Source organism: Ruegeria sp. BB7 (assembly GCF_056539365.1).
This window is the reverse complement of record NZ_JBQFUV010000025.1, coordinates 1-20,828: the sequence shown is the minus strand read 5'-3', so window position 1 is coordinate 20,828 and position 20,828 is coordinate 1. Positions and strand designations below refer to the sequence as shown.

General features: G+C 51.4%; 12 protein-coding genes and 2 pseudogenes. 5 read left to right on the top strand and 9 right to left on the bottom strand.

What is annotated here, in order from left to right; translation table 11 throughout:
- Positions 1-226: 226 nt before the first annotated feature.
- The 9 genes and pseudogenes from ACR0D7_RS18885 to ACR0D7_RS18845 form a co-directional block, all read right to left on the bottom strand.
- Positions 227-579, bottom strand: a pseudogene (locus tag ACR0D7_RS18885) (transposase); the annotation flags it as partial.
- A 153-nt stretch (positions 580-732) separates the two neighbouring features.
- Positions 733-1,917, bottom strand: a complete 1,185-nt coding sequence (locus tag ACR0D7_RS18880; RefSeq protein ID WP_480680394.1) for a phenylacetate--CoA ligase family protein — start codon at positions 1,915-1,917, stop codon at positions 733-735.
- 14 nt (positions 1,918-1,931) lie between these two features.
- Positions 1,932-2,816: a DMT family transporter gene (locus ACR0D7_RS18875; protein WP_480680393.1), complete on the bottom strand. Its 885-nt coding sequence runs from the start codon at positions 2,814-2,816 to the stop codon at positions 1,932-1,934.
- Between the two features lie 15 nt (positions 2,817-2,831).
- Positions 2,832-3,719 carry a DUF6282 family protein gene (locus tag ACR0D7_RS18870; protein ID WP_480680392.1) on the bottom strand — a complete coding sequence of 296 codons (888 nt, stop codon included), beginning with the start codon at positions 3,717-3,719 and terminating at the stop codon, positions 2,832-2,834.
- Complete coding sequence (locus tag ACR0D7_RS18865) at positions 3,703-4,392, bottom strand: RraA family protein (RefSeq protein ID WP_480680391.1); 690 nt, start codon at positions 4,390-4,392, stop codon at positions 3,703-3,705. Before ACR0D7_RS18865 ends, ACR0D7_RS18870 begins: the two co-directional genes overlap by 17 nt.
- A complete protein-coding gene (locus ACR0D7_RS18860; protein ID WP_480680390.1) occupies positions 4,385-6,547 on the bottom strand; it encodes an isocitrate/isopropylmalate family dehydrogenase in 2,163 nt (720 codons plus the stop codon). Before ACR0D7_RS18860 ends, ACR0D7_RS18865 begins: the two co-directional genes overlap by 8 nt.
- Complete coding sequence (locus ACR0D7_RS18855; protein ID WP_480680389.1) at positions 6,537-7,256, bottom strand: alpha/beta fold hydrolase domain-containing protein; 720 nt, start codon at positions 7,254-7,256, stop codon at positions 6,537-6,539. The genes ACR0D7_RS18860 and ACR0D7_RS18855 overlap by 11 nt, the downstream gene beginning before the upstream one ends.
- Positions 7,253-8,191 (bottom strand): beta/alpha barrel domain-containing protein, encoded by a 939-nt coding sequence (locus ACR0D7_RS18850; RefSeq protein ID WP_480680388.1) that lies wholly within the window; start codon positions 8,189-8,191, stop codon positions 7,253-7,255. The genes ACR0D7_RS18855 and ACR0D7_RS18850 overlap by 4 nt, the downstream gene beginning before the upstream one ends.
- 164 nt (positions 8,192-8,355) lie before the next feature.
- Entirely contained in the window at positions 8,356-8,784 is a 429-nt protein-coding gene (locus ACR0D7_RS18845) for a DUF1330 domain-containing protein (protein ID WP_480680387.1), read from the bottom strand.
- Positions 8,785-8,855: 71 nt separating this feature from the next.
- On the opposite strand from ACR0D7_RS18845, the pseudogene ACR0D7_RS18840 reads away from it, so the two are divergent.
- The 5 genes and pseudogenes from ACR0D7_RS18840 to ACR0D7_RS18820 all read left to right on the top strand — a co-directional run bounded on the left by ACR0D7_RS18840 (position 8,856) and on the right by ACR0D7_RS18820 (position 20,617).
- A pseudogene (locus tag ACR0D7_RS18840) lies at positions 8,856-9,605 on the top strand (IS5 family transposase).
- A gap of 804 nt (positions 9,606-10,409) precedes the next feature.
- Positions 10,410-16,637, top strand: a complete 6,228-nt coding sequence (locus ACR0D7_RS18835) for a hypothetical protein (RefSeq protein WP_480680386.1) — start codon at positions 10,410-10,412, stop codon at positions 16,635-16,637.
- Positions 16,638-16,787: 150 nt separating this feature from the next.
- The gene (locus ACR0D7_RS18830; protein WP_480680385.1) at positions 16,788-18,524 is read left to right on the top strand and encodes a type I secretion system permease/ATPase; all 1,737 of its coding nucleotides are present in this window, start codon (positions 16,788-16,790) and stop codon (positions 18,522-18,524) included.
- 3 nt (positions 18,525-18,527) lie between these two features.
- Positions 18,528-19,850, top strand: coding sequence for an HlyD family type I secretion periplasmic adaptor subunit (locus tag ACR0D7_RS18825; protein ID WP_480680384.1), 1,323 nt, complete (start codon positions 18,528-18,530; stop codon positions 19,848-19,850).
- A 362-nt stretch (positions 19,851-20,212) separates the two neighbouring features.
- Positions 20,213-20,617 (top strand): transposase, encoded by a 405-nt coding sequence (locus tag ACR0D7_RS18820; RefSeq protein WP_480680395.1) that lies wholly within the window; start codon positions 20,213-20,215, stop codon positions 20,615-20,617.
- Positions 20,618-20,828: the final 211 nt, after the last annotated feature.

Here is a 20,828-nt window from a genome sequence, read left to right as displayed (position 1 = left end):
GTCATTCTCGGACAGATCGCTTGCAACCGTAGCTGACGTGGACACAATGTTCCAGGCGATCCGACCGTTGGTTATATGGTCGAGGGTCGAGAACCTGAGTACATTCGAAAATGGCTGCTCATAAGTCGTCGAAGATGTCACTGTAAAGTTCAGGTTCGTGGTGTGGCTGGCCATTGCCGGGGTCAGCAACAATTGGATCGTTCTTGGGCTGTTCTACCCCCTGCTCGCCCACGAAATTGGCCACGCCACCCTTTTTCGCAGCCATTCTGGCCGCGGTACGGTGTGCCTTCAGGTAGGTCGCATCAATCATCATGGCCTTTTCCGCGTTGTGTTCGGCAGCCAGGCTGATTATCATCTGGGCGAAGATGCCTTTCTCGCTCCAACGTTTCCACCGGCTGTAGAGCGTCTTGTGCGGCCCATAGGCCTCGGGCGAATCTCGCCATCGTAACCCATTGCGGTTGATGAAGATATTCCCGCTCACTACTCTTCTATCATCGACCTGTTGCCTGCCGTGCGGCTTCGAGCAGAAAGGGGAAGCTTGGCCATCTGCTCGTCGCTCAGCCAAAACGGGTCGCTCATGTCACTGCTCTGTTTTTCAAGCCGTGAATCATGCAGCGCAATAAAAATTAATGCATCCTGACCCTAAGTTAGCATATGACGACAGCAGCGAAGGTGGCGTTGAATGAGAACATTCGCTGCTGTATCGAGTTTATGTAAAATCCCACGCTGAGATCAAACCCACAAGACCAACGGAGTCTTGTGAGTTCTTGGGTTTTTATGCAGGGTTGCGCAGGCCTTCACCACAAGCATGTTGTTTCCTTCGTGATCTTTCACATCTATATCGATGAAATGCTTAGCCAGCGCCTTGTGCAGTTCGTCTGTATCGTGGTGACCCAGAATACGGATTTCCATAGTTTTGGCGCTTCCTTCTGACTTGCTACCCTCAAGAACAAGCTGAATGCCAGATGCGCTTGTCTGTTCCAGAACAAAATCTGAAATTGCGCCAAGGCTGAACAATGTGCCACCAAATTTGATCGCATCGTCAGAACGGCCTACAACGCGGAAAGCAAGCCCACGTCCGCAACTACAATCGGCGCGTTCGATGCGATCGCCCAGACGATAGCGTACCACTGGTACCGTCCAGTTTTCGCCAATGCGAGTCAGGAGAGCTCCCTCAGGTGCCAACTCAAGGAGTTGGTCTGACATTAGATGAAAAACGTCAGTTTCACAGCCGGGAAAGTTGTTGCCAATCTGGTAAGTCTCGATAGATCCATAGTTGCCCCAAAGTTCAACGCCCGGATACATGTCAAAAATCTCTGCCTTCATGCTGGCATTCCACGGCTCGCCTGCCCAGAGAATTTTAGAGATTTTCAGCCCTGAGCCACTTTGCTTCAGGCCTTGGCAAAATTCGTATGCCCCAGTTGGAGTAGCGCAGATCGCGTTGGCGCGGGCAGCCTCAAGCGCGTAAATATGTTCAACCACCTCATCTGCCGCCAATGATCCCATGGGGATCACTCCCGCTCCTTGCCGTTGTGCAATGGCTTGAAGTAAGTAGTGAGATCCCCACAATCGACCGGGATGAAACGAGTTGATCATTGTATCTCCGGGCACAAGTGCGGGCCATTCCTTGGATACACGAGTGATGCCCTGATCATGTGGGATAAAAGTTAGTTTGGGTTGGCCCGTTGTTCCACCGCTTGATACCAGCATCCTAGGCTCACGCTTGGCGCAGTTCTGTGTGGTGGTACGAATGACATCGTGCCCAATGATCTCCAAATCATCAAGTGATGTGACTGTGCCAGGCACTTCGGGGCCGCCATCGGCTTTGAGGCGTTGAGCAGAGGCGATGACTGCTTCTAGCGGTAGGGACCCTACGGTCTCGTAGCTGCTGGTGCATTGTTCATTGATATCAAACATAATTGACCTTTGCCTTAGGTTTCGGAGTTCCGGGCCAAGTAAACTCCGGTTGCGATGATTAGAGCTGCGCCGACCCACACGTGAAGCGCAGGCAGTTCTCCAAAGAAAAAGCTGCCAAAAAGGATTGCCCAGAAGAAGATTGAATAATCGAAGGGGGCTAAGAGCGAGATTTCAGCGTTTCGGAAAGCAGAAACGTAAAACACGTTGCTGATGCCGCCAGTGAAACCAAGTAAGAGAAGAATGAGCCAGTCTGTTGACTGTGGCATAACCCAGTTTTCGAACGGGGCAAAGCCTAAGCCAATTACAAATATGACGACCGTCGTCCAGAGGATGATCTGCAAAAAACCATCGGTTTGAGTTAAGTTCCGAGTTTGCGCCGCAGCCAATGCGTAAAACACCGCCGAGGCGAAAGCAGCCAATCCATAAAGTGACAGGTTTTCAGGCGTTGGTTGGATGATGATCAGCACACCGACAAAGCCAACTAGTACGCAAATCCAGCGCACCAGAGACGCCTTCTCACGCAGCAAAAACGCACCCAGAACCACCATCAGAATTGGCCCAGTCATAGATACAGCCGTAACCTCAGCCAATTGCATGCCGCGCAGCGCAAAGAAAAATGTCAGCGTGATCATTGCGACAAAGAACCCGCGCAGCACTTGCCCGACAGTATTGACAGGAAGCAGTTTTGGGTTCGGGTCCTGCCGCTTTTGCATCATGTAGACGACAACAACCGGTAGAAAACCAAACAAGCCGCGAAAAAAAAGCATCTGTCCGACGGGGAATCCTTCGGTGAGCCACTTTGCGCAGGCATCCATGATGGCGAGCAAAAATACCGCAAGGCAGTAGTACATAATGCCTTTGAGGCTGTTGTTAATATGGAGGCTAGTGGTGTCAGTCATTGTCTTCATCTTTGTTCAGGGGGCGAGCATTCTAAGCGGATTCAATAGGCGGATTTCTTCGCGCCTGGCTTCGCTTGTTCCAGCTTCATCAAAATGGCGGTTTGACCACGTAATCCATTCTTTAGGAACCATCTGGGAGGTCTGGCCTAGATCCGAACTGTAAATTAGGTTCGGAACTTCGTTCAAAACGCGGTAAAAGTCGTCGTTGTCCTGATATCCAAGCAAAACTGTTAAGCTGGTTTGCTCGACAAAAAGCCAATCGTGATGCCCTAAATCCAATAGCGCCTGTGCGTCCATACCAGTCATGGGGTTCGCAGGTTGGTTCAACATCAATCGAATGCTGTTTGGGCAAGCAGCTGCAAGATTTATTAGCATTTCGGTCTCTCGACGGCTGGAATGCCCGGTCGAAATCACAATTGGGTGATCTTGCGCGAAATCAAACAATGCGTGTACGTCACGTGACAAACGACCTGAGCTGTCGCAGATTGCTATCGGCTGAGTTGCCCACTTACCTACATATGCGTTTCGGTGTTCGCGACGAAGCACGCTTTTGTGGGCGTGAAGCACATGTGTCGGCAAATGCACCAACATGCGGCCCACTTCGTTATGATCTGACCCGTGATAGCAGAGTTGCTGCTTAACGGTCGAAAGGCGGATACCACCAGCAATTTCGTTGAGCACGACCGAACCGAAGACAGGAAGCCCCCTCTCTCGTGCAAGTGCTGCAACTTCGCCAACGCCACCTAGGTGGTTCTTAAGAACAACCGCGCCGCCAATTTCTCGGTAGAGTTCGCCTATTTCGACACTGTCATACCGGCGCAGATAAAGATCTGGATTGGCGTGGTAGTGGACATCGATGAACTGCAGGCGATCGCGCCAATGGGTTTCAAACGGCGTGGTCATCTTGCACTAACCAAGGCTTGTCATACCGGTACTGGCGGCGGGCCTCTTTCAAAGAGGCACCTGCTTCAATGGCACGAGCGATGCGCTCTTCCGTTAAGTTGATCTGTTCCGCACGGGTTAGAATTTCCGCTAGCTGATCCACGGGAAGATGCAGCAGTGCGTTATCGTCACCGAATAACCAATCTCCCGGATTTATGATTGTTCCGCCTATGTTCACCGAACGCCCGGTTGCCACCATGCGTGTTCGGTTTTTGCCGGACACTGCATTTACGGCTGCGCTGAAAAGCGGGTAGCCAAGTGTGCGAATGTCAGCGATATCACGGACAGCGCCATGGATGACACTGCCGCCTAAACCCTGTCGGATCGCTAGACGGGTTAAAAGATCCCCCCAGTTTGTACAATCATTACGACCCTGACTGTCAACAAGCACGACGTGACCTTCGGGTACGTCATCAATATACGTGCCCGCGTTCATGAACTGTCCCGTTTCGGGTACGTGACTTTCGTATGTAACGGTAAAGACGGGGCCGACCAGTTTGGCGCCGTTCGTTCGAGGGAAAAGGTTGGCCAGCGTGCGCGGAGCAGTCAACATCAACCCATCCATTGCATCTGAAACCGCAGAGCTGTCCAATGCAAGAAAACGGCGACGTATATCTGAGGTTTTGTTATCCATCAGGCATCTCCATCTTGGGCACCTTCGCTGACAACGCGCTCCAGCAGACAAATTCACGAACGATCATCTCAAGGTTTTGTCCACGCAATACCACCGAAGTCTCCTTTCGCTGCTCTCCATTGAAGGAGCAGCATAATTTGACGTCTCCGAGGTTCGGACCGTTCAAGACATCAGCAAAACTCCTGTCGGCGTGCAACTCTAAGGCAACCGTGCCGCCATTTGGATCGATCAATGGTGCCACCATTTCCGCAAGGACCGGGTCAGAACACGTAACTTCTGCGATCTTGCCGTCTCCTAATGCCTGCGAAGCGGTACGCCCTTTCCGGTCAACAACACCCGTCGATAGAAGGGCATCCAAAGCATCAATCGCGGGCGCGGGCACCGCATTCTCCAGCCCCGGTGCAATAGAAACCTCGAGATAAGGGAACCGCCAGAGATACCGCCCAGAAAGCCCGAATTCGGAAAGCACCTTGTCGACCTTGGGGGCAATGTCGGTTTCGATACGGTTGAACACCATCCAATGAGGTGCGGCGTGCTTTTCAGCAAAGTCTGCAAGAAACGCATCCAGCATAGGAAGCGCTTCTTTCGGTGGACCGGGCAAAACGACAATGGTTGAGCCACCTTCAACGATGGCAAAACCCATCGCTGCTCCGACCGGGTTTGCAAGGGGAACGGCGTTTTCAGGCAGCAGCGCTTGGCATCTGTCCAATTCGCCAACCGGCAATTGCAAGTCGGCGTAAAAACGCTCTAGATGCGCGATTGCCTCTGCATTTTCGACAAGTTTGCACCCACAGAATGTCGCAACGGATTGACGTGTAACATCGTCGCTGGTCGGTCCTATACCACCGCTGATCAAAATCAACTCGCGCGCGCCAACATATTTCTTGAGAGCGCCCGAGATATCAGGCATTCGGTCACCCACAACTTGTTGATCGCGAACGGTTATGCCTTTGGCAACGAGACGACGGCTGAAATCCAGCAGGTTAGTATTGGCAAACCGGCCTTCCAGAAGTTCGTCGCCGACCGTCAATATTGCGGCATGTGGTGCAGGCTGGGCTAACTTGGTCGCATCACGGATGGTTTGCGCCATCTGATCGGTACTCAATGTGCCGCCAAAGTCATATGTCAGGTTGGCCGATTTGCGTATCACAGTTTTGACGGCATCCGCCAAGCGATCAGCCGGGTCGTTGTATCCCATGTCCCGAAGCATCGTTGACAATGTGAGGATCATCGCTGCTGGATTAGCCCGGTCCTGCCCCTGTAAAGCCGGAGCGCTGCCGTGTACAGGCTCGTAATACGCTCCATGTGTGCCAATATTTGCACTGGCGGCGAGGCCAAGCCCTCCCATTACACCACCCGCAAGGTCTGAAAGGATGTCTCCGAACATGTTTTCGGCCACCACTACACCGAAGCGTTCTGGTCGTGTAACCATCCACATGGCAATCGCATCCACATTGTGGATCTCAGGCTCGATGTCGGGAAAACCCGCAGCGATGGATTGAAAAATACTACGCGCGAACGCGCTGCTATCGCGCATTACGTTCGGTTTATCCGCCAGGGTCACCTTGCTAAAACCCGACTTTCGTGCGTGCTCAAAGGCAAACTGATAGAGCCTCTCAAGGCCGAAACGTGTTTGCAATCGCAGGGTGATCGCAGTCTCTTTTGGTCCACAGCGTGCAATATTCTGGTGGTGAACGAAATCCTGCATCGCCTCGGGTATGCCAACGAAATCGAGCCCCGCATAAAGCCCTTCCGTATTTTCCCGAATGACATCAAAGCGGAACGGTTTCTGTGGTCCCGCCATATAGTAGGCAGAGCGCACATTGGCGAACAAATCCAGCTTATGTCGCAATTGCAGCACCGGTGATTTGTATTTCAGGTCACGGCCACGCAGATTTTCTACCAGTTCGGCTTCGGCTTCTTTCGGTGGTTTGCTGGTGATCGCACCCAAAAGAACCGCGTCGGCGTTTGCAATTTGATCCCATGTGCGTTCGGGGACTGGGTCGCCACCAGACTTCCAAAATTCCCAACCGATATCTCCGAATCGAATATCTAGTGGGAGATCAAAATCGTACAAAAGAGGGAGTGCGCTTTGACATACGTCCTGGCCAATGCCATCACCGGGCAGTACGAGGATTTTTTTCTTATCCGACATCGAGAAAAGCTCCGATTTCAGAGAGGGTCTCTTGTGGTGCATCGCTTAGTATGCGCATGCCTGCTTGTGGAATAATCGCTAGCTTGTCCTTGCTCCTGATTGAGAGGTGCTCCCTTCCAACAAGTTGCGAGTCTTCACCTAAGATGAAAAGTATTGAGGCACGCGCGCCCATGTCTTTCGGATGTTCAGTCTGAGCCATCAACATCCGAAAAGACCGCGCCATTCGCTCGCAAATTTCAGGGTAGTCGGAAATAGGGATGCCAGAGAACGCTTCCAAAGCATGAGGGGACTTGGTCGCATATTTTTCATGTATCTCTAGCGACTGCATAAGGTTGCCCCTGTCCAACGCCACGCACATTTCCCCTAGTGATGCGCACAGCAATTGTGAAGAAATCGTAGGGGCAGAAAGGGCAACCACCCGCAAGTTTTCAGACATGAGTTCAGTTGCACGTACAACAAGAGAGCCGCCGAAAGCATATCCGATCAGCACCTCAACGTCTGGAACTCGCTCTGCAATGTCGCGCCTTAATAGCTTCACAGCGTCATCAAGGGATGGCGCAGCAGAATAAGCCATACTGTCCAACGCTGTTATCTGATAGCCTTGCTCAATAAGCCAATCTATCAAAACCTGTGCAAATCGCCCATTGTCCCAAACAGGCATAACCGGTCCGACAATCACAGCATGCCGTTTTATATCGAGAGAGGTCATGCCGACAGCTTTTCGTAGTTTTGAGCATTGTCCACAATTGCGCTAATATCCGAAGAACCGCCAGTGAACTTGTTTCGCTCATCCATCGAAATGTCGAAGTTTGCGCAGACGATATCCAACACATCATTCTCTCCGACATTCGGTAGGACCAAATTCGGCAGCATGGTGGCTTGCTTTAGAAGTGGCGCCAAATCAAACGTAAATCCAAGCCGCTTTTCGATATATAGCAACCATGTCTCAAGTCTAAGATTTCCAGCCCCCTTGCCTACTCCAAACAGTGACCCATCAAAGTAAGTGGCGCCAGAATCCATCGCGGCGATGCTGTTCACCATAGCAAGGTTCAGATGGTCATGGGCGTGAAACCCAACCTCAATCTCCGCGTATTCCTTTACACTTTCAACTAAAGTTTTTAGACGTTTTGGCTGAAGGCTTCCATTTGAATCCGCTAGATACAATACCTGCGCTCCGGCGGTTGAAATTCTCTTGGAGATGGATAGGGCTCTATGAATATCTATTTCGGTTATTCTTGTTAAATTTCCACAAACCAACATGCCTTTCTCACATGCATACTGAATCAAAGAAGCCGCATCGTCCAAATTTTTTTCGGTACAGCATATGCGCAAAACCGATACACCCAGCTGCACCATATCATCAATGTCGCGCCTCGAGATATTATGTGGGTGGGCGATAACACAAATCTTTGCAGAGTTTTGGATATCCGCAATATGCTCCAAAAATTCATTTGGGCATTGCCCGGTCACGCCGATTCCGGGCCAACATTTTTGTGGTCCATTTCGGTAACCTACTTCAATTATCTTCACGCCAGCGGCAGAAACACTTTGGATATGAGAGTCAATATAACTTTCATCAAAGTTGAAATTATTTCTGTAACCTCCATCACGTAGCGTGACGTCAATTGAGTTAACTATATTCATTGAATCGTTTATTTAGGATATAAATCGAACCCGAAGATTCAACTTTTCCAGCTCCTTTGGTGAAGAATGTAATTGCGAACCTATTGGCAATTGAAGCCGCAAGAAGGCAATCAGCTGCAGGAAACCAAATGCGACGATCGTATCGCTGTGAAAAAGTCTTTTGCTTACTCTACAAGATGAAACTGAGATTCAAACGCCTCTTCTCTCACGGGCACCAAGCTTTGATATGCATCTGAATTATACCAGGCGATTGCTGCATCTTTGTCAGGAAACTCCAAGATAACCTTGCGTTCAAATTGAGCTTCACCGTGCAAGGGTGTTACAATGCCTTTGCCCACAGCCTTCCCGCCAAACGCTGAAAGAGTTTGAGGCGTTTGAGAGCCATACTCTTGTAAAGCTTCGGTATTCTTGATTGTCAGATCAACGACGATGTGGACGGTCATAGTGTCACTTTCCCTTTTGGGTTGTTTTCGATGCTGCTTATATCTCCTTTTAGGAGAAGTAAACCTGCTAAATCTCACAAATAGTTGAAAGCAGAGATGGCCTTGTTTTTTGGCAAAATGGTCGCTTTCTTCATGTTCAGTCATGATCATTGTATATGCCCGCGTCAGAATTGATTTTTATTGCGTTACATGATTCACGGCTTGGAAAACGGAGCGGTGACATGAGCGACCTTTTCTGGCTGGGCGACGAGCAGATGGCCAAGCTTTCCCCTTTCTTTCCGAAGTCGCAAGGCAGGCCACGGGTCGATGAAAGAAGGGCGCTGAGCGGGACTATCTTCATCAACCGCAATGGATTGCGATGGCGATTGGCGAGACGCGCCCGAGACCTAAAGGCCACACAATACGCTCTACAGCCGGTGGAGCGAGAAAGGCATCTTCGCCCAGATGATGGTCGGCCAAGCTGCCGAACACGGCGGGGAAAAGGCCGTGATGATTGATGCGAACTACCTGAAGGCACACCGTACCGCGGCCAGAATGGCCGCGAAAAAAGGGAGGCGTGGCCGCCTGATTGGTCAAACCAGGGCGGCATGAACACCAGGCTGCATGCTGCTTGTGACAGCCAAGAGCGGCCGCTCAGCCTTTTCGCCGCCGCTGGTCAAGTTAGTGATTACAGCGGCACGCAAGCGCTACTGAGCAGCGAGCCAAATGTGGGTCGGCTACTCGGGGAACGTGGCTATGATGCCAGCCGGATCCGAGATGCGTTGAAAGACAAAGGGATACGCGTCTGTATCCCTGGCCGAAGGCAGCGCAAGACCACCGTGAAATACGACAAACACCGATACAAACGGCGCAACCGGATTGAGATCATGTTCGGCAGACTCAAAAATAGGTGCCGCGTTGCGACACGCTGCGACAGATGCCCAAAGGTCTTTCTATCAGCAATCGCTCTCGATGTGATTGTCATCTATTGATTGGGAATCCTGAGCCCGGGGTTTCTTGCGGACATTATTGCCAGACATTGCTGAGCCTCTTCAGATAACCAGTTCCTTCGCAAGCTCGTAGCGCATTTGCCACGATGGGGATTGCATATATAACTGCCAGCCTTGGAAGCTAACATCCCGGTAGAAGCCAAGTCCATCATGCAATGACAATCAAGCCCGACAAGTCAGAAGAGACTGATCAGAAACCACCCTGACCCATGAAACTCGGTCCACCCAAATTTATTCATACCCGTCATGCAAAAATCGGCCTTGACATTTCAAAAAACGAATCATCTGGGGTCGATTAACTGTCTTTGAAGATCGCAAAAAATTGAGCTACTGCTTTCCTGCTTTCGATCGGAAGCGAAAATATATTTATTTGTTAATTTTCAGTTATTTGAAGATGTGAACAAATCATTTGCCTAGTAGTGCATCAATCTGAATATGATTCAGTTCAAATCGAGTTCAATTTTATATGATCGGATCGCCCGGTTGAAAAGAAAGGGGCAAATGAAGAACACGGGGATTTAGACGCACCATCGCCTTTGAAGGCGGTCGAAAATCTCCGGCCTATTGTGACCAGCCAACCCACTTCGACTGCCGCGGTAATTCAGGCCAAAGTCGACGCGAAACCTGTGGGAGCAAAGGCGATTGGCAGAATGTAACCGCCGCCCGAAAAAAGGTCACGGAAAAAAGGTCACGGAAAACAGAACTGACTGAATGCACAAAAAGGAACCAGCCTAAACAATAAATAATAAAGGCTAAAAATAACCTACAACGGGGACCACTCACAAAATGACAACTGCCGACGCACTCCACGACATCGAAATCTCTGATGAGCTACTTCAGCACTTAGAGGATAACCCAGAGATTGATCTAGCGGCTGAGAGTATCGTCTCGTCATTTGTGGATGCGTTACAGGCAGAAACGACGATGTCGGCAACCGATCTGCTGGAGCATGTCTTCAATAAACTGTCTGAGATCGACGGTTTGGCAGAGTCATATGCATTCTACGATACGTTGATGCAAGACGATGATTTTAGAAACCTGTTCATCAGCTTGCCTGATATCGAGAGGCTTAATGGGTATTCATCGGGAGACGCAACACAACAAACGATTGATGACGCGCTCATGAGCGCGGGCTTTCTGAGACGCGGCACATTCGACAGCCTGTGGCTGGCGGGCGCTTCTTATGACTATCATTTTAGAGGCATTGATGGAGCAACCGATCCGTTTACGAGCCCGATCAAGGTCAGTGCTTTCGACAAAGAAGCCTCTCTCCCAGGTGGGGCTCTGGCCGCGCATGCGTTTGGAGTAGCTGCAAGTGCGGTATCACTGGGTTTCAGCAGCCAAGCATTGCAGGAAGCCGTGGAGGCCGGAGACGATCTGGCCATTGCAAGCAGCTCATTGAGCATCTCCGGATCGCTACTGTCCGGTGTCCAACAAAGCGTGCGCTTGATACTGGGGACCGCATCGCTACTTACATCCGGCGCTACGAGTTCTGCGCTTTCAGCGACCAGCAGCGCTGTAGGGGGTATCAGCCTTGCCGGAAAAGCCGCAGAGCTTGGGAGCAGTGGCGCTTCTGTCGTTGGCGGCATCTTTGCGGCGACCGGTGTGGCCATCAGTGTGGCCTCATTCGCGGTCTCAACCGCTTTGACCTACAGGGAATTTGACGATCTGGCGCCGGTTGACAAAGGTTTTGCAATAGCAAACACAATTGTCGACAGTGTCCAGCTGGTTCTTGGTGTCGTTGCGACGGTCGCTTTTGCCGTTGGCGGTCCAGGGGGTATTCTTGTTGGTGCAGTTATTTCCGCAGTCAATCTACTGATTGATGCCACCCAAGAATTAGCCAAATATATCGAGTCCTTTATCCCTCGTGAGGTCCACGGAGACGATACGAGCGAAGTGCTGCATGGCCGTGACGGGGTCGACATTATCTATGGATACGGCGGGGATGACATCATTTATGCGGGCGGCGGTAATGATCAGGTTTTCGGGGGTGATGGCGACGATCTGATTATTCCAGGGACCGGCCGCGATGATCTGTACGGTGACAACGATACCGATACGGTGAGTTACCTTATGGACGATGCGACCGCCGATGGCGTGTCGCCCTCGGAACTGGTCGACGGCAGATACATCCATGGTGGTGGCAGTGGACGCGGTCTTTACATCGATCTTCATGGTGGCAAATCGTATGTTCGCGGAGGCGACACCCTTACAGGCGATGACCATAACCTGACAGTGTCTGTTGTTTACGAACACTCGGTTGGCGATCTGTCCTCGACAACCAACTATTCGCTCACTCCTGAAGCTTTTGCGTTCGGCGTCGGCGTAAAGGATACTTTTCACAGCATCGAAAACGCGTTTGGGACCAACAAAGACGATGTCATGCGCGGCAGCCTTGGTGACAACTACCTTGCCGGCGGAGAAGGTGACGACTACCTTTACGGCTATGACGGCAACGATATCTTGTCGCCTGGGTACGGCGCAGATTTCGTGTCTGGTGGCAACGGTTTTGATGTCGTCAGCTTTTCCATTCATGAGACAACAGCCGACTGGCGCGATAAGTATACGATTCATCTGAATGGGGACGGTTCGGGTACCGCTGTACGTCAAATCTACAGCTCTACCACGGAAACGACTCTGTTTTATGACATTGAGCTCGTTGTTGGATCAAGTGGCAGCGATACCATTCACGGCAGTTCCGGCGATGATATCATAAACGGTGGACTTGGTGCCGATACAATTTATGGGTACGATGGCGACGATGTACTGGCAGCCGGCGGTAGGGGTGTAAGCTATTCCAGCCATTATGACACTCTGGATGGGGGCGAAGGTAACGACACAGTCTCACTGCAAATTGAGCAGGTGACACCATATCGAATCGGAATACATGAAGGCTCGACCCTTGGCTTTCATATCGATCTAGAGAATAGAACCTCTAAACAGATTTTGTATTACGACGAAAATGGCGCCAATTATGATGTCGAAGCAACGCTTATATCCATCGAAAATGCGATTGGATCGGACTATGACGATCAGATTTTCGGCGACGATCAGAATAATTTCCTGTCTGGCGAGGATGGCGCTGACGAAATCTCTGGTGGTGATGGCAGCGATTTTCTCGTCGGCGGCAGAGGATACAATAAGCTCGACGGTGGCGCTGGCATGGATGCCGTCGGGTATAGCGGCCTTACCAATACTGAAGGGGTAGATATCCACCTGGACGAAGGAGCTGCCTATGAGCGAGTCCAAGAAATAAGATTGGATTCCAACGGTCTGGTGCTTTCTGCTGGCGATGTGGTGACCTTGACGATCGCCGGGTATTCGGTTTCGCTTACGGTGGACGCCTACAACGCCGAAGCACACCGTTGGCCTGGTAGGTTGCTTGAGCAGATCAACGAACATTCGTCTCTTAGCAGCTTGGTCTCTGTCACAGATTATACAGGGTCAGGCTGGAACAATTTCATCTTCGCGGAAGGCGCGCTCGAAATTGGCAAAGTGTCTCTGACTGTCAATGGAGTTGATCAAAGTGAGGGGCGCGTCTTAGGGATCCTCGATTCTGGTGGCGTCAGGGCTGTGGATGAACTGACCGGGATTGAAAACGTCTTTGGCAGTCAGGGCGCGGACAACATCTACGGGACTGATGAAGGTAACGTCCTCGTCGGTTTGGAAGGCGCCGATGTAATCTATGGCTTGGGCGGTGATGATGTACTGTCCGGCGGATACAAGACAGATACACTTTATGGTGGGGATGGGCGCGATACAATCGCCTACAATATTGGTGATGAGCGCGTAACCGGTGTTGAAGTCGATCTTCTGGAGAACCAGTCTTACAATATCTACAACGATTATTCTCGTGGAAGTATCCAAGATTACTTTTACGAATTCGAAAACGTAACAGGTGGAGCTGGTAGCGATCTGATCAAGGGTGATGATCAGGCCAACGTTCTTGCTGGCGCGGGTGGTCACGATGTGATCCATGGCCGTGGCGGCGATGATATATTGGTTGGCGGCGCTGGCAATGAAATTCTGGATGGGGGCGATGGGACGGATATCGCTTCCTACTCCGATGTGATGGATGTTGGTATTATCGCCAATCTAGAGGACGGGGTCGTTGTTGAGAGACTACAAGACGCCGAAGATTTCGTCAGTCGCGTTCAGATTAATTCGAACGGCTTGACGCTCGATGCAGGCGACACGCTGAAATTCACATTCGCGGGTCGTTCGGTATCGGTCACAGTAGATGGATATACCGCGGAAAGTTGGCGGTGGCCTGGATTATTGGTTGATGCAGTGGCCAACGATCCGGTGCTTGGCGAATTATTTGACACCACGGCAAATACCGGATCGGGCTGGAACAACTTCATCACAGCAAAGTACCCAATCTTAGGCTCAGATTTTGCGGGCGTGAATTTTAGACCGAATTTGTACCTGGAACACGGCGACAACACGGGAACTGCCTTTTTAAACTCAAATCTGGACTGGACCTATAGTTCTACGATCGAGGGACAGAACGATGTTCTTGAGTCGATTGAAGGGTTGTTTGGAACCGAGCAGGATGATGTAATATTTGGCTCAACCGGGGACGATGTTCTGGTAGGCGGAGGCGGTGACGACGTTATCTACGGCAACGGCGGCAATGACGCTTTGTCGGGTGGTGCGGGCAATGACACCATTTACCTGGAAGCACAGAGCGCGCCTGTTGTTTCCTTTACCATCAATGATGGCGACCACGATCTACTGATCCTGAGCAATGATGAAGCACCAGCAATCATTCTTGAAGAAAATGGCAGCCTTATATCATCTTTTGGACTCTCCAATCAGTCTGCATCCAGCGAAACCGGTGGAGTCGCTAAAACAACAATTTCGACGAACTCGTACGACTCTGATCCCAACAACGACTATACAATTGAAATTCATTACACGGGCGAACATCCTGATATTGTGCTCGCGGAGGATATCACCTACAGGGGTACTGGTTCGGACGAAGACGAATTCTTCTACCAAGTATTTGGTGTGGTGATCGTAAACGCGGAAGGCGGGAATGATACGATCTTCGGAACAGAAGGGGACGATCGTCTGGACGGCGGTTCCGGCAATGACCAACTTACCGGGCTTGACGGGAATGACTTCCTTAATGGCGGCGAAGGCGACGATACGCTTTCCGGTGGGATTGGCGACGACACTCTTATCGGCGGACTTGGTGTTGACAGGCTGGATGGTGGGGAAGGCACTGACACCGTAGACTATAGCCTGGATACCCAAGAACTTTTTGATCAGCTTGGCCTTGGTTTCGACATCAATTTGACCACCGGACAAGCTGCCCGTTTTGCCCATGCTGATGGCTATGAAGATACATTGATCAACATTGAGAACGTCTACGGCACACATGGATCGGACCGCATCATCGGTAACACCCAAGACAATGTGCTCGACGGTCGTGGTGGCAATGACACTATCGAAAGCAAGGGCGGGCGCACCACAATTATCGATGGGGAAGGAAGCGATATCGTTACGGGCTTTGGGACCGGTGACGACTCTTACATCTTTACCGCCAATGCAGGGGACTCTGATATCCTGAACAACCATGGAGGTTCAGCTTCCATAACCGTTCGTGCAGATTTGTCAGGATATTCAAGTACGGCATATAGCTTCACTGAAAATCAGACAGGGCAATATATCCTGACTTTGCCACAAGATTACAGTCTCGAGATCAATACATCCGATACGCTCAGCCTTACGGACGTGTCGCTTGAACTTTCAGGAACCAACGACGCAGACAATATCACCAGTGTTTTTGGCGATAGTGTAATCTTGGGCCTTGGTGGAGACGATTTAATCTACGGAAATGCCGGCGCCGATAAACTGTTTGGCGGCGACGGAAAGGACTTTATGTTCGGTAATGAGGGCAATGACATTCTGGTCGGCGAGGCAGGTGCAGACCAGTTGTTTGGCGGTCAGGGCGACGATGTATTCTCCGGCGGCGGCGGGAAGGACATTTTTTTCGGCGGTGACGGGTATGATTACGTCGATTATACCTTGGATGAAACGGATGCGCAGGCGGGTATCCGCGTCGATGTGACACTCAATGCTGAAGCCTACCGGTGGAACGGTAATGTTTCGGGATACTGGGAGCTCGAGGACACCTTTGCAGATATAGAAGGCATCATTGGAACATCCCACGATGATACGTACTCGACCAAATTTTATGACGACGGACGCGCTATCTCGTTCAATGGAGGCTTTGGAACCGATACCTTGGAAATTGGTACTGTGGCAGGAAGTACGGCTTATGTTTCAGTCAATCTGGCGGGTGGAGCAGCTGCGAGAATCGACCAGAATGGCGAAACTTATGGCCTGACTGTCCTACAGAGCATCGAAAACGTGGTTGGGTCGCAAAAAGCCGAATTTATTTCCGACACCCTCGCCGACAACTACTATCGAGGAAATGGCGGCGATGACATTTTCTATCTCATTGGTGGTGCTGACACGGTCAATGGCGGTGACGATAACGACACAGTATCCTTTGCAAGCCTTCAGCACGGCGTAACAGTGTCTTTGTGGGATGGATATGGAAACCTGTACGTACAAGGCTCGTACTCCTACACGGAGAATAGCGGGAGTGTCACAACCGGATCGCTGAGTTCCGTCGAGTACGTGATCGGGTCGATATTCGACGATACCATCAACGATAGTCGCTACAGTAATAAGATAAATGGTGGTCTGGGAGACGACATTATCAATCTATCAACTGAAGATAGCGGTAATACTCAGCCTGAGCCTGGCGAAGTGGATACGATCGTCTTCAATGACAACTTCGGAAATGACGTGATCACAGGCTTTAAGAACGGCACAGATCAGCTTGTGTTCGACCTGAGCGACACGGCCAACCCAACGATTACATCTTCGCAATCCGGGGCGGATACGCTTGTTATTGTTGGTACTGAAGGAACGATCCTGCTCAAAGATTTCCAGGCGGATGACTTTGATAGCTCAGACTACTCGTTTGTAGCGTGAGTAGGGCTGTCATGCTCTATCAAGCGGCAAGCTACAGTGAAGTTTTTTGCTCAGTTGTAGCTTGCCGCATGAATGACAAACGGGGCGCGATAGGTCGACAAGACTGCAGTCTCGTCCGTGCTCATTCGTAAATTCGGGGAAAACCAAACAGTGAATGCTACTACAACCTCACCACAGGAAGCACGGCGCGAAGTACAGAGCGCCCGCAATGCTGGCCTGTGGTATCTTCTGGCAGCGTTCCTGTTCAGTATCTTCGTAAATCTACTGATGCTGACCGGCCCGCTTTTCATGCTTCAGGTTTATGATCGGGTTTTAGCTTCCCGATCAGAAGAGACCCTGGCCGCGCTCTTTCTGTTGGTGGCGCTTCTCTATTCTCTGATGGCCTTTCTCGATTATGCCCGCGGACGGATCGTGGCGCGATTTGGGGCACGGTTCCAATTGCGCCTGGACGAACGGGTCTATGACGCCATCATGCGCCAGGCGATCTTGCCGCAAGCGCGCTCTGCACCTGCAACAGCTTCACGGGACATGGATGCGATTCAAACGCTTTGCGCCTCACCAGTTCTGTTGGCATTGATGGATGTTCCGTGGACGCCTCTCTTTATCGCGGCCATCTTTATCCTGCACCCGATGCTGGGGTGGTTGGCTGTAGCTGGCGGTGGCACGTTGATTGTCTTGGCGCTGCTGAACCAGTTCCTCACACATCGCAAAGTGCTAAATGCCCAAATTGCCTCATCGCAGGCACATGGGTTTTCAGAACAAACCAGGCGAGAGGCTGAAGTGGTACGCTCGCAAGGTATGCACGCGGATACTTCAAAGCGATGGATGAAAATGCGGATGGATGCATTGAAACAGACCATCGCAGCCAGTGACTGGACGGGGAGCTTTACCGCCATTACAAAAGCCCTTCGGCTTTTTTTGCAATCCGCAATGTTGGCGGTTGGGGCCTATTACGTGCTGCACGGTGAGTTAACCGCCGGGGCCATGATTGCGGGGTCCATTCTCTTGGGTCGCGCCTTGGCACCGATCGAGCAATCCATCGGGCAGTGGCCTATGATACAGCGGGCGCGCCACAGCTGGAAATCCCTGAGCCAGTTTCTGGATGCAATGCCACCGGAAAAAGATCGGATCGCGCTGCCGAAACCCAATTCACGCCTCTCTGTACAGGCTATTTCAGTTGCCCCACCAGGAACCCGCGCAGCTTTTTTGCGCAATGTCAGCTTTGATTTGGAGCCTGGCGAGGCCATCGGCGTGATCGGCAAAAGCGGATCGGGCAAGACGTCGCTTGCAAAGGCGCTGCTGGGTTTATGGCAACCATTGGCTGGCGAAGTACGCCTGGGCGGAGCCGCATTGGCGCAATATGATCCCATCGCATTGGGCAAACACATTGGATATCTGCCACAGCAAGTATCGCTGTTTACCGGGACTGTGGCCGAGAATATCTCGCGCATGACGTTGCAGTCAGACCCGGATGCGGTGATTGAAGCGGCCAAGAAAGCCAACGCCCATGAGATGATCCTGGATATGCCGGACGGTTACGACACAATGCTCGACGGCAATGACGGCCAACTCTCGGGCGGTCAGAAACAACGTATCGGCCTGGCGCGTGCGCTTTACGGCGACCCGGTTGTTCTGGTTCTCGACGAACCGAATTCGGCACTTGATAATGACGGGACAGAAGCACTCAATACAGCTGTGCGTGACTTCAAAGCACAGGGTAAATCGGTTCTCATTATGACGCATCGACCAATGGCCCTGTCGGAATGCGACCGACTGCTCGTTTTGGAACGTGGTTTGGTCGCGAAATTTGGAAGCCGAGAAGAGGTGCTGACAAGTATGGTCCAAAATGCACAAGCTATCCAACGCAGCTTCGGGCAGGCGAGTTGATTCATGACAGAAACGAAAGAAACAACACCTGATCTGGCCAAGTCCTGGAAGATGCATTTGCCGTTCCTGATTGGATTTCTTTCTCTGGTGGTATTGATTGGCGGCGTCGGGTACTGGAGCGTGCAAACCAAGATGGCCGGGGCGGTGGTTTCTTCCGGTGTTGTTGAAGTGCAATCCCATCGTCAGGTTGTGCAGCACCCCGATGGAGGCGTTGTAGGCGACATTCTGGTGCGCGATGGGGATGTGGTTAGCGCCGGCGAATTGCTGTTGCGCCTCGATGGTACCTTTCTGACGTCGGAGCTTACTGTTGTTGAACGCCAGCTGTACGAGCTTTGGGCCGGAAAAGCGCGGTTGGAAGCAGAGCGAGACGGGCTAGATGAGTTCGTAGTGTCAGACAAGCTCGCGGCATTGGCCTCCGAGAATGAAGATGTTCAGGACGTACTGCAGAGCCAAAAACGGCTGTTTCTCACGCGTATTCTAGGAACCATTCGAGAGACAACGCAGCTACGTGAGCGTATTGAACAGATCAAAAACCAGATTGCAGGTACCGAAGCACAGCTTGTGGCGCTGAACCGTCAACTTTCTCTCATTGCCCGCGAACTGGAAGATATGGAACACCTTTTGGAACAGGGTTTGACACCCGTCAGCCGTGTCCTGGCCCTGCAGCGAGAAGAAGCAAATTTACAAGGTCAGATTGGACGGCTGAATTCCGAGATCGCGCGCTTGAAAGGTCAAATTGCCACGATCGAGATCGAAATCCTCCGCCTTCGAACAAGTCGCCAGGAAGAGGCAATGACAACACTGCGGGAATTGGGGGTCCGTGAGATTGAACTGGTGGAACGCCGTCTGGTGTTGTTGGAACGACTGTCAAGGCTGGACATTCGTGCTCCTGTGACCGGAACGGTCTATGGTAGTAAGGTCTTCGCTGTAAATGCAGTGATGCAGCCGGCAGAGCCGATGATGTATGTCGTTCCGCAGGGTAGGCCGCTGGTCGTTTCCGCAAAAGTAGACTCCATCCATATTGATCAACTTTACACTGGCCAGCCCGCTACCTTGCGTTTTTCCGCCTTTAATGACCGCCAGACACCCGAGATTGAAGGTAAGGTGGTGACGGTCTCAGCGGATATTTTTGTCGACGAAGTAACGGGTCAGAATTATTACCGCGCCGAGATCATTCCCACTGAAGGACAGATTGAAAGGCTAGGAAATCGGACGCTGCTGCCTGGCATGCCAGTTGAGGCGATGATCAAAACCGACGAGCGCACACCGATATCCTACATCGCCAAACCGCTCACCGACTATTTCACCCGGGCGTTCCGGGGCTAGTTTTGAAACTTCAATACTGTTCCCTATTGCATATAATGGCACTTGATAAGAAATGTGCTGATCTCACCTTTTGGCCATCAGACTTCTAGACCAAAACGATGAGGTGAGTCAGTCTGCCGCAATGGGCAGAAGCACAACAAGTTCAGTCAATTGAGACCGGCAAACATCGCCTCATATAGATGTCGCGGTATCTTTAATTGGAAAGCTGTGCATAGGCCCCACCTTCTGTTTTGGTTTGTGATTTGAGATTCCGGCCTGAGAGATAGTTTTCAGGGAGTTTCTCAACGGAGCAGTTAACGTCGTTTCTCAATGACATTGATATGGCTGTCGGTCCTCGTGGTCATCGTCACTAGCCTTGCGATCTGAAGGCACGGATTGTTGCAAAAACGCTTGTTGATGGCCCGGCAGTGAGCGAAGTAGCGCGACGGTATGATAAGCGGCCAAATCATCTGTGGGCCTGGGGGCGTGAAGCGAAGGACGGTCGGTTGGTTCCACCTGCTGCGGAGGAGCCCGACTTTGCACCTTTGGTTGTGGCAACTGATCCTGTTCCTAGAATCTTGTCGGGGGTCGCGACGATGGATCTGCTGCATGGTGATGTTTTGGTTCGACTGGATGCGCCCACGCCGCCGGATCGCAGAGATTGTCCGCGCTCTGAGTTGGGTCTCATGATCTTTCCGTCGCCCCGGTCCTTGATCCCGATCGCAAGAAGACCAAAGCTGGCTAAAGAAGACCAAAGCTGGCTACTTTTGAACGCTGGCTCGAGATGATCGGCCTTGGGACGGGGACGATCTGCCCGGCGTAGCTGACGATATACGCGATGAGCCCGAAAAAGAGATCAACGGGGAGCGCGATGACCTTGAAGACGAGGCCGAGAAATTATGCGAAGAGCTAGAGGACGAGGCTGATGAAGCTCGTGACGAATTAAGGAAAGAAATCGATTGATCCTCGAAGTTCTTCGGTGTCCGCTATTGAGGCAAA